General features: G+C 47.9%; 3 protein-coding genes. All 3 read right to left on the reverse strand.

Annotated features, from left to right (window positions below; translation table 11 throughout):
- Positions 1 to 164 precede the first annotated feature (164 nt).
- Positions 165 to 1,148, reverse strand: coding sequence for a PorV/PorQ family protein (locus K8S19_08520; protein ID MCD4813719.1), 984 nt, complete (start codon positions 1,146 to 1,148; stop codon positions 165 to 167).
- Positions 1,145 to 2,740, reverse strand: coding sequence for a S8 family serine peptidase (locus tag K8S19_08525; protein ID MCD4813720.1), 1,596 nt, complete (start codon positions 2,738 to 2,740; stop codon positions 1,145 to 1,147). The genes K8S19_08520 and K8S19_08525 overlap by 4 nt, the downstream gene beginning before the upstream one ends.
- A 625-nt stretch (positions 2,741 to 3,365) precedes the next feature.
- On the reverse strand, positions 3,366 to 10,175 hold the full coding sequence (locus K8S19_08530; protein ID MCD4813721.1) for a hypothetical protein: 6,810 nt from the start codon (positions 10,173 to 10,175) through the stop codon (positions 3,366 to 3,368).
- Positions 10,176 to 10,238 lie beyond the last annotated feature (63 nt).

Below are 10,238 nucleotides of genomic sequence, written 5' to 3' on the forward strand. Positions count from 1 at the left end.
TGACCACTCCCTTTTTCCTATAAAAACGAACCCTGTAACCAAGGCTACAGGGTTCGTAGTTCTTGCCGAAAAGAGTAAAGTTTACTTGGGATTATCCTTTTTGTCAACCAGAGAAACCCGCAGGGCATGATCTCCATCTTGTTTGATTCCATTGAATTTGACCCTTAAAAATTCACCTTCATGGACATCCAGTGGTCCCAACCCGTTATCCGGTTCTCTTGGGCTGCATAATCCAGCTGCAAACCGGCCCGTCCCCAACCGATTGACGGAATACGAATACCGCCGCCCATAGCCCATGCACCATCATTGTAGCCTCCTCTGACAAATACAAGCTGATGAAATCTATATTCCGTACCAATACGCACACGGGTCGGCATCTCGGATAAATTGTTTTCACCCTCAAGACTCAACATAATTCCGTGGGCTTGCACTGCATAGTCATATACAGCACCCAGTTTAAAAACCATTGGAAATATTTCTTGAATACCGGTTGACCAATGCAATTGACTATAAACATCGCGTACCGCCACTGCCACCCGCAATCCTTCGATACCGCGCCATGTCAAACCGGCATCGAATCCCCAACCATTGGCATTGGCCTGATCCAGCTCATGATACAATCCCTTTGCGCCAAGTCCGAGATAAAAACGCTGATAAAACGGTATTCCATACGCCAGCTGATAGCACCCCTCAATATCAGAAAACAGATAATCGGGATTAAGCGAATCAATGCGCCGTGCTTCAATATTGTACGTTGCCGCATAACGAATCAGGGATATCCCAAGGGTGCCCGACTCCGCTTGACCATGGCTGCCTGAAAGTTCATCTTCCGGAAAAGAAAAAACATTAAGCGGCATGGCATAGACAAATTGCGAATAATCGCCGCCTTCAGGAAACAGGGTATACGTGGCAGCGAGCTGCTGTCTTTTCATAACCGCCAGTCCGGCCGGATTCCAATAAACCGCAGCAGCATCATCGGCCACGGCTGTATAAGCACCACCCATCCCCAACGCACGGGCATCGATGCCCATTTTTAAATAAGCACCGGCAGCACCTGCCGTTCCTTCCGCGCCGCCGGTTTTCGCAACCATGATGATTACAATCAAATACGTCACGGCCATAATTTTTTTTCTAAAATCTTTCTTCATCGCAGCACCGCAATGATTTTTATTTTACTCTGCCTGCCGTCCGGGGTTGTCAGCCGGTAAAAATAGGCGCCATTGGCGACGCGTATTCCTTTATTATTTTTACCTGTCCACACCCATGTGTTTTTTCCGGAAATCGTTTCCGACGCCGCCACGCGATCTTCCCAAACCAAATCGCGCGCACTATCATAAATTTTAATCGCCACTGCCGTGGGTTGATCCAATAAAAAAACAATCCTGGTTTCCCGATCTTTGTCCGGATCAAAAGGATTGGGATAATTATAGGTTGTCAGAACAGGACGCTCCACCGGCGGATTCCCCATGGCAGCCAGCAAATCCAGCAAGCCGCTGCCCGTCGCCTGATCATTCCCCGAATCGCCGATATCCCGTGCGCTCGATTTCAACATAGTTTCAATCTGATCCACCAAAAGAGTTGGCTGTTGGCTCCATAAAACCGCCGCAGCCCCCGAAACCACTGCCGCTGCCATGGAAGTCCCGGCGGTCACGGCATACTCGCCTGCCTCGGAACCGCTCATACCATCCGTGATATCACTATTCTCATTCCAGTAGGTGCTTAAAATACCGGTATCCCGGTTGAACCGGTCATCGCCGGCGCCGCCCGGTGCTGCGATGTCCACAAAAGCACCCAAGGTAGAATATGAAGCACGCGTATCCCAGGGATTGGTCGCTGCCACAGCCAGGACATGGTCCATCGCAGCCGGAAAATGAACCGTATCATCCCCTGAATTCCCGGCTGCGGCAATCACCAGACAGCCCCGGGCATAGGCCTCATCCACTGCCTCTTGCACCACCTGGGGCGGTTGGTTGTCCTCGGTTGCTCCGCCCAGGGAAAGATTGATGATATGGGCGCCATGCGTGGCGGCCCAGCGAATCCCCTCCGCAATATCCGAATCCAATCCCTCGCCATTACTATTGAGCACCTTGACCGGCATCATTTTCCCGTACCAGGAGCACCCGCTGATGCCCAGATTATTATCTGTGCCGGCGCCGATAATACCCGCCACATGCGTCCCATGACCGTGATCATCCATCCCATCCAAGGTGGCTGAATAATTTTCCTGGTTGACAATGGTGATACCCGGTACCAGACGGTTTTTTATATCCGGATGATTAAGATCAATCCCGGTATCCACCACCGCAACAATCAATGTGTCGCTGCCGCAGGCAATGGACCATGCAAAATTAGCATTTATTTTAGGGAGATACCACTGCTGATACTGTCGCTGATTTCTGTCCGGCAGGTAATAGGGATCATTGGGGACCACACTTACGGCCAAAGCATAGCGCCAGTGGTTGGGTTGGACCCATGCGACGGCAGGATCCTTCCGGATTTCCTCTGCCCAAGACTGTATTTTCAGCCCATGCGGGACTTTTTGTTTATATATGGAAAGCATGGAAGAATAGTGCCCGGCCTGTTTCTGAAAATGTTCCTGAGATTTATAACGAATGATCAATTCCGTAGGTGAACGCTGCGCCGTTTTTTCATAGCGGGTAATCAATTTTGGTTCTTTGGCCCAAGCGGTTGTCAGGGACCCCAAAAGGACACATAGGATCAGGAGTATTTTTAGCTTCATCGTATTTGCCTCGTTTGCCAAGTCAACTTGCATTACATCGTCTATCCCGGATGCCCTGCAACCCAAGATATCATTCTAAACCATCCCTATAAATTCAACAATGTCTATTCCTTCAGCATTTCAGGCCTTCATTATTTACTACTGTTGCTATGGAACAGGGATATGCATTGATCTCGTTGACTGCGATAGGGCCATCCTTCCATCCGGGGATGCACAATGAGCGTCATCATGATGCTGAACAAAACTTCGTGTTCAACCGACCAAACCCTAACAGCTTTCTCAATCAATGTATCTTCCTGTTCCAACACGCACTTATTAACGGTCTGTGCATATTGCCGGTTCCAGTTGCGGTATGGATTTTGTGCACCGCACAAAGCATCAGGCTATCTGGTTCCAATGATCCGGGTATGTTGCCGGTTTTGCAGGCTGCACGGGTTTGGCATATTCAGTGTCATTCACCGTTTTCCAATAACAAAATACTCTTCCCGCATCCCCGGATCGACCGTATGCCCATCTGCAACAAAAAAAACGGTAACACGCCCGGATCATCAAGCAATTGTTTTTAAAAAAAAGGGGCTGCACCGTCTGGTGCAGCCCCTTGATAACAATTGACTGATGCCGGCGATTAAGCCGAGGCACCGGCCCGCAGGACTTTCCGACGCAAAGGCTGCATCGGTTGTCCTTTAGAATCATAAACATCCAGAAAGAAAAGCAGCTGATCCCGCAACACGGTATCATTTAAGCTGGCCGGAATACTGGCCTGTACTTTTTTTCCGGATTCGAGCACAATCTGGACCGGAACCTGCTGAAACGGTTCCAGCATGGACAAAATTTTAAGAATATCTTCCTGATACCCTTCAGCATTTTCAACATCACGCCGCGCCAATTCTTTTAATAAAACCCGGATCAACCGTCTTATGTTACGGTTTGTGTTGTTCCTGCCCAGATTGTCCAGCGCGCGGTTTAACAGCAAGGTAAACCGGCGATCCTTAATCTGACTATTAATCCGATTCATGGCCTGATAATCCTGCTTGGCACCGGCCTGCTGTTCCTGCAACTGCGTACGCAGCCGTCCCATTTCCTCCCGGGCCGTCTCAACCGAACGGGTCAAATTCTCCTGAAGTACCTGATTGGCATTATCCAGTTCAGCCATATTTTTCCGGGTCGTAACTGCGGGTGCAAAATACCACATCACAGACTGCATATTCTGCGATTCACTAAGAATCACAAACAACTCCGGATAGAGCGGCACGATATTACGAATACCTGTAATCCTCATTAAAAATTTAAAAATCGGATGATTGACCAGCATCTTCTTAAACGATTTAAACTGCCCCAACGAATATTTAAGCGATGTAGGAATCTGCTCGAACGACAAGGTATCAATCATGGCCTCACGCTCCTGTAAATTCACAACATCCGTGTCATCTTCAACCGCGCTAAGTTTCTGCAAATCATTGATTTGTTGCTTCACCGCCGGTGAAAGATAATCCATGGCCTTGCCATTGCCCATGATCACCATTGACATTAATTGCAATGCTTTGACAAAATTGGGGTGACGAAAAATGGCAAAAACCGAGATACGCTTGCCCTGAGCATCCCGGGTGCGGCCGATCTCGACAAAGGTATCAAATACCAGCACCCCGGCGGCAAATCCCAGCAATAACGCAGAAAATATCTTGGAAAGCCCGCGCTGGCGGCTGTGCTTGGTAGGTTCTACTTTGGGATTCCAGGCCTCAACATCTACAATCGGTTTGGACTGCATACGCCCGTGTTTAAAGGCATAGTAAATATCCGAAGAAAAGAGCGAAGGTTCCTGCTCCCAAGTCCGGCCGCGCAACCGGGTCAAATGTTCACCCAAACGCTTATTGCGGGAAATAAGGGTCACTGTATCCAACCCCATCAACTCATCAGCCTGCGCCTCGGCTTCCGCTTTGCTCATGCGCCCGGCAGCCTGTTTTCCCAGCAACTGCTGAAATTTTGCTTGCAAACTCTCGAACCATTGATTAAATACACTCTGGCGGTTGACACCATACTCGCTTTCCAGGGCATTTTGCTCAACCACCATTTCCAGTGGTGCGGCTTCCAGTGTATCTGCCTGTAATAATGCCTGAATAAATGCACTATTAATATTATATCCCAGAGAAGATGAAATAATCTCGCTCGTGCCGAACATCGCAATACTCAATGCATTCGCCTCGCCTGCACGCAGCAACGATTCCAGCCCGGCCAAATTTATATCCATGACCACCCGTTTTGCTCCTTGTTTAAAAGCCGGCTGGGCGGCAACCCGCAATGCCAAGGTCGGCAATTGCACCGTTAAATTGCTCACATCCTGAAAGCCGGTTACCGGGGATAAAAGATTGCTCAAAAGTCGTCCCTGCCGGCCCTGCTGTAATTCACGAATCGTTGCTGCTGTGACCAAATAATAGTCACTGAGCTCTCCTTGATTGCGCATCTGACCCAAGGTTTTATTGCTGGCAGCCAGTATTTTTTCCCACCCGGGAATGCTCTGTAATGATTCGAGATTCACCTTATCTTTTTTAATTCCCAAAAGCGGAACTGCTACGGCGGCATTACCGTCAGCATTTAAAACCACTGTCACAGGCCGGAGATTATTCATCTGATCACTAATCACGGCAATACCATTAAATACCTGCCAGTTAGAAGGCGCAAAGCGCTGCCCGGAAGTTTTGTCCAGGGGAAACACATCTGTCCGTATCCTGCCGGCCAAGTCCGCCCCCTGTTTCGTTCCCAGCATAGCAGTTAATATGGCATTCATTTGATCTGCCAAACTTTGGCTGTCGAATCCAAACGTAATGGGTTGATTTCCCGGAAGCATCGGCAATAGCTGGGATGCCTTGCCTAGCAAGTAGCCGATCCGCGGTTCAGCCAAAATCTGGTTCTGCGTATCTTTGGGCAGTCCTAAGGCGCGGAACAATTCCGGATTGGCTTGGTTAAAATTAGCCAAAAACGCCTGATCCCTACCGGCTCCTTTTTGTCCCGGAATATCGCGGGAAGGTATGGCCTGCCAATCAGTAGCACTTCTTCCAAAGCGCGAAGTTTCAAAAATACCCGTGCCAAGGGAGCCGGGAACTGCCTGCAAGCTGCCTTGATTGAGTCCCGCATTGGCCGTAAATTGGGCATTCTGATTCATTGCATCAATACTACCTTGATTAATCCCCCTCCCGGGAGCGGCCAATGGTTGACTCGCCTGATTTTGAAATGCGGTGGATAAATCACCGGCAATATTGTTGCCTGCAAAAGCGTCTGCCCCGCTGAAATAGGGCATTTGACTGGGGCTGGTAAAACTGGATGGCACAGCTGCACGTCCGGCAGCCGCATACATGCCCAGATCCGGGTTAGCCTCCGGTGCGACAACATTGGAAGCGAAATTATCCTGTGCGAGCGCAACACCGGCCGCAACCTCGATATTCACATCACCTGTAACACCCACATTGGCTTCAGCTCTATTTTTATCAATCAGCTTCTTTGCTACATTTTCTTTGGTGTCTTCAACCGAAGAGCGGGCAACCGTCACAGTACCCAGCAGAGATGCCGCATCAAACGGTACTTGATCATCCACTTGTTCCAACAACTCCAGCGCCGTCTCGTCATCCCCAGCTGTCTTATCTTTCTTTTCACTCGCTTGACTACCGATAACCACCTCGACATCTTCGGTTATGCCAATTGCTGCGGGTTTGGCAACATCTCTTGCATTCACGATCTGAATTTCACCGGTTTCGCGCTCTGCAAAAAGTACAATTTTCGGAATTTCCAGTGACGGTCCATCAAGATCATCTTTAACTTGTGCGACATCCTGTGCTTCTTTCGTTTCGGTATCAACAATGGTTTTAATACCACTCTGCCGAGGCGTCAAAGCTTTGAATGTATTGACCGCCAGCTCGCCTAAATCATCAGAAGCTTCAACAACTTCTTGGACCCCTAATGCTTTTGGGCTTGTTAAGCCAGTGACACTCGCCCGCATAAAACGGCTGTTATTAGCATGATCCATAGTAAAGCGCATAATCATTTTTTCCGTATCAAAATGCTTTAATAATTTCAGAAATTTTTCAAAAAACTCTGTTTCATTGGCCGTCAGCGCCGAATCTCCAAACTTTGATACAAAATAATGAGATTTCTCGGCTGCATCCAATTCAGTTTCCAATCGAACAAACTCTTCAGCACTCAAAACATCCTTCAGCCCTCGCATTTCATGTAATTGACCTGCCTTACGCTGGGTTTCCATGCGCAGCATGGCGTCAATATCCACTGAAAAAGGAACCTCTGCATCTTTGAAGATCGTAGAATAAATTTGGATTTTTATATAATTCTGGTATAAAAACATACTAAATCGATCACAGAACATTTCCAGTGCCACTGTTGCATTGATTGTCCCCTGGGTTTTTGTGCTTGGGTCCTTGTCCTTCACTTCACGTAAAGCTTTAAAAAGATTCTTATTAAATGCCACACTGGTGATGAGATCGTTATCGTTCATAACTAATTCAAGATACTTATCAAATGTAATGGGCTCCAAATCACGTTTGGTTTCCTCGGAGGATCCCTCGGGAATTAAATCCGGCAAGTGCAGGGCCAGCGCATGGGTAAATTCATGCAGCATACCCATACTTACCACTTCCTGCAGAGTTTCCTGATCATCCGGAGTTTGTTTGTCTTTCCACTGCTGAGCAGCATATTTAATAATCTTCCCAAAAGCCTCTCCCTGATCTCCAGCGCGCGACAGCAAATCGTCGAGTTCGTTCCCGTAAGCCCTATACAGCATCATAGGATTAAAATTATTTAGGACAGCCTTAATATAACGCTTAGGAAGTTCCTTATATAGTGGTTTCCCTCTTTCATCTACAAACCGCGGATCCACTAAAAGTGTACGAAAATCAATCTCTGCATGCCCGCCCTTACGTTTGGGATACTTCAACAACAACTCACTCGAAGTTGGGATTTTTGTAACATACTCTTTATCTCCAGATTTAACCACAACATCTTTAATGGTAAAATCAATTGCTACTCTATCATCTTCAAACCTGGGAAGTCCATTTTGCACAAGTACGTCCAACATAACGGCGGCATTTTGATCTGGAACAATTGCAAATGCACCATGCGCCGGACGCGCATCTCCCTTTTCATACCTCACACCATAATCCGCTTCGTTCTGTTGACGAATCTGACCTTCAATTTCATCTGCAACAAGCTTGGAAAATTCTTCTCTCAAAACACTTTTACTGCTTTTCTGATCACGTATCGCACGCCTACCCATAATAGTTGGATATTTTAAGCCTGTAAAAATCGGAGCCATGGCCATAAACTGCACAGTCCCGGCAAAAGCGGCCAGCGCTTGAGCCGGATCATGCGCCACTGGCGACATGGCGGCAATTTCAGGGAAAATTCTAAAAATATTTTTTACGCCGCCCAGCAACAATTGCAAATTGCTCATCTCACCGACAGCACCCGTGGCCACAGCTGACGTGACATCCGCCATAATCACCTGGGAGATGACCGGCAACGCAAAAACACCGATAGCCATAACCGCCAGAATAATATTGCGCTTGGTGAAAACCCTGGTCAGAAAATCTCCGTCACTGTTGGTGGCAGTCCACCAGCCGGCAATGATAATCAAACTCATGGCCATCAGGGTCAAGGCGGGCGAAACCGCAGCGCCGATACCAAGTAATGGCAGAATGGTTATGGACAAAATTGCTGCGCTTAACATTGCCAAAGAAACCACCCGCACCTGATTGGAACCCAGCAGGGTGGGCTCACCCGCATAGCGTTTCACCGCTTCTTTATCGAGTATTTCCATACCCCGGCGTTTAAAAAGCATTCCCATAAAATTCGTGCCGTCCGGTGTCCCAAACTTAACCAGTTTATTGCGAATACGTTCCATGCTTAGTCCCGGCAGGCGCACCAGAGCACTCTCGCGCATACGGACCGTTGTCAAATTCACAAAATCAACTGCCCGCGTAAACTGATTCCGGAAATTTCCCATTGTCAAAAAATTCCTGACCGCCATCGCCAGCGGTATTACCGGCTGACCGGCAATAATTCTTTCAAACTCAGTCAATTGCTCCGGATAGCGAAGCAGTTCAAAATAGTGTGTTCCTGCTTCCGCCTTGGACATATCCGGCTGAATGGTCACATACGTATATCCGGCACGACTAATCTGCTCTTGAATCGCCACAGTATGATACCCCCCTGTGATTAGAATAACTTTTTGCTCGCCGCGATCGTGAATCCTTTGCAGTGCATTTTTATATAAAGCATGATCGCGTTGATCGGCAAATTGGTAAAAACGCAGCGCCTGATGCAGCGAGGCCTCAAGCCGCACCGCTTCTTCGGAGAGATTAAAATACACACCACCCAAATCACGCTTGAGCGCCGCCGTAATTTTTTTAAGCGAAACAGTCTCCGCGAGCAAACGATATGCTTCCAAGTCCTCGCGCGACGCAGAGACATTAATCATCCGCTCCACCAGCTCCATATACACTTGATACTGATACAGCCGGCGTTCCACTGCCGTCCGAAAAACCATTCCCCGCAGTGCATTCTCTAAATACTGTTGTTGCTCAATTTTTTCATGATAATTGAGCTCACGGCGCTTACCAATCCGCCGAAGCGTTTGGGGTAAGCGGGCAATGTCCGTCTTGTTTGCCTCGCGGACCAACGCCCGCAAATAAGCATCGGAATCCGCATCGCTTCTCAAGTAGTGCTTCCTGCGTTTTTCAAAAAAAAGCAACGCCGGATTGTAAACTTTTTCCTGAATGAATTCCAGCTGATCTAAAATTTCAATCACCCGACCGCGATTTTCTTCCGTGGTAAAACGCTGAATTAAAGCCAGACTGCTCTGATACAGCCGCGCATCCTCTGCCCCGTACAACTCAAGATCCGGCCTGTCATTGATCACCAAATAGTCCGCACCGGTCAATTTTCCCTGCTTCATAAAATAATCCGAGACCGCACGCTTGGCAGCAGAGTCAGGGATAACCGCCAATTCAAGCGAAGGGATAATCCCACTGCCGCCTTCTACAGCAATAAGATTGATATCATCATGGCGGGTGGTCAGTGTATCCAAAATACCGGTTATATTCTTCTGGATTTCGTAATGACAATGGAGGTCCTGGATAAGAATAAAGGTCTGCTTACCGGGTTGATAATCTGCTGCCACAACTTTTCCCAAATTCGAAGGAACCGAATACTTCAAAGCCAGACTGCGGCTGCCGGGTCCGCCCAGTTCAATACCCTGGACAGAAGCGTAAAGATAATTTTCTACATCAAAAGCCCAGCTCAACGTGGGAAAGAGAAAGCTAATGGATATCAACAAGGCTATGGTCCGCTTCACCATCATTTGTGATGGCTTGTGCCATAGTGATAATAACCAGGAATCTAGTTTTCCTTCAGTAAATGAACCTTTTATCTTCATGTGTCAATACCCCCATGTTTTTCAGTATAAAGGGCCAAAAGTGTTTTATTATAAATCACAATC

It is taken from the genome of bacterium, from assembly GCA_021108215.1.
Taxonomy (GTDB): Bacteria; Oederibacteriota; JAAXVQ01; order JAAXVQ01; family JAUVAV01; genus JAIORK01.